Here is a 2008-nt window from a genome sequence, read left to right as displayed (position 1 = left end):
TGAATACTTTAATAATGAATCTTTTTTTAGTGGTTCAAAAGAATTTGAAAAAATAATCTATTCTGTATTTACTCCAAATTATTTAGTCTTTGGAGAAGGTTTTGGTAGAGATAGAAGAAGTGATAAAAATCTACTTTCAATTGATATCGGATATAACGTTGAAGAAACACTTCCTGCTATCACTTTACTTGGTTTCGAGAAGAAAGATGAGAAGTTATTATCTCTTGCAGAAAAAGGTTTTCTTGCTCATTTAAAGTTATTTCTTTCTGATGGTGGTTGGGACAATAGTTTTGGTACCCGTAATTTCAAATGGACATATTGGGGTAGTAGAACTAGTGACGGAGCTGCTGAAGCACTTTTTCTTCTATCTGATAGAAATCCTATATTTGCTAAGGCGGCATATAAAAATATAGAGCTTATGAAAAATTGTACCCATAATGGATTGTTATATGGTGGTATAGATTTAGAAAAAGCTGGGCAAAGTCCATGTATTCATCATACATTCACACATGCAAAGGTGTTAGCAGGTATTATTAGAAGAGACATTGCACAGGATATTGATTCAATTATTACAGATAGTTTTCCTAGGTATTCAACCTTAGGGCTAAGCTATTTAAGTGACGCTGATACATATATTTATTCTTCACCTATGTATTCTGCTACTGTTACAGCCTATGACTGGCCTCATATGGTAGGAGGTCATACATCTGGTGGAATGCTTTCTCTATTTGAAGTAAGAGATAAGGGGCCTGTAATTGTTTCTGGAATGGGAAGATATTACTTAAAGGAAAAAAATAATATGCACACACCTTTTGGTGATATTAAACATGAATGTCCAGAGTTTAGGATTGATAATGGAGCATTTTCAAGTAGATATTCGGTTGATGCAGTCATGAAGTCTAGTGAAAACATAATTTTTGTTGAAGGTTTTCTTACATCAGAAGTAGGAGAGAAGGATAGCCCATATTCAATAGAATATGAATTTCTTAATGGTGAAATAAAAATCAATGTAAAAACTATTGGGGAATTGGTAATTCCAATTGCTAATGGTAGCTGGCATTTAATTAGCTATTCAAATAATAGTGTAAAAGTTGAAAAGGATGGTATTGTTTTTGAGCTAAATAGAACTGATGAAGGTTCTATCATATATCCATATGGTAGTACTAAGGTTCTTTCTCTTGTGCCAGGAATAGTATTTTTAAAGACAGTAATGAAAGCAGTAGATGGTTGTATCAGTTTAGAGATGAAGATTTTAAAGGGGAGTAAATAATGATTTTTTCAGATCTTGATAAAGCAATAACATATGCAGAAAAGCAAACAGAAAAATCAATAAAGGATTTAAAGGATAAATTTAAACCATCCCACAGTACAAATAATATTTATCCAATGAGTGAAAATGATGAGTGGACAAATGGAATGTGGACAGGAGAAATAAACATACTCTATGAGCTAACAAAAAGAGGAGATTTTAAAGAAAAGGCATTAGAACATGTAGGCGCATTTAAATATCGAATCGATGAGATGGTATCAATAAATAATCATGATATGGGATTTTTATACTCACCATCATGTGTAGCAGCATATAAGTTATATGGAAGTGAGGATGGAAAGAATTCAGCAATTAAGGCTGCTGATTATTTAATATCAAGGTATCAAGAAAAAGGACGATTTATTCAAGCATGGGGACCTATAGGAGATCCAAATAACTATAGACTTATAATAGACTGCTTAATGAATATACCTTTACTGTTTTGGGCAAGTGAAGTTACTGGAGATAATAAGTATAGAAAAGTTGCTTTAGCTCATTTTGAGACATCAATAGCATGTGTTTTAAGACCAGATGATTCAACATACCATACCTATTATTTTGATCCTGAAACTGGTTCTCCCCTTAGAGGAGTAACACACCAAGGAAATAGAAATGATTCAGCTTGGGCAAGAGGACAGGCCTGGGGAATCTATGGGTCAGCGTTATCATATAGATATACAAAATCTGAGAAGGCAATGG

General features: G+C 33.1%; 2 protein-coding genes. Both read left to right on the top strand.

Annotated features, from left to right (window positions below; translation table 11 throughout):
• Positions 1-1270, top strand: a 1270-nt coding sequence (locus tag SOY52_RS05910; protein ID WP_320848046.1) for a hypothetical protein, incomplete at its 5' end; no start/stop codon positions are given.
• A partial coding sequence (locus SOY52_RS05905; RefSeq protein ID WP_320848045.1) for a glycoside hydrolase family 88 protein occupies positions 1270-2008 on the top strand: 739 nt, incomplete at its 3' end. The genes SOY52_RS05910 and SOY52_RS05905, both read left to right, overlap by 1 nt.

The sequence above is a fragment of the Bullifex sp. genome (assembly GCF_034103065.1).
Classification (GTDB): domain Bacteria; phylum Spirochaetota; class Spirochaetia; order Sphaerochaetales; family Sphaerochaetaceae; genus Bullifex.
Note: the sequence above shows the minus strand (reverse complement) of the source record. Positions and strands in the feature narration are given on the sequence as shown.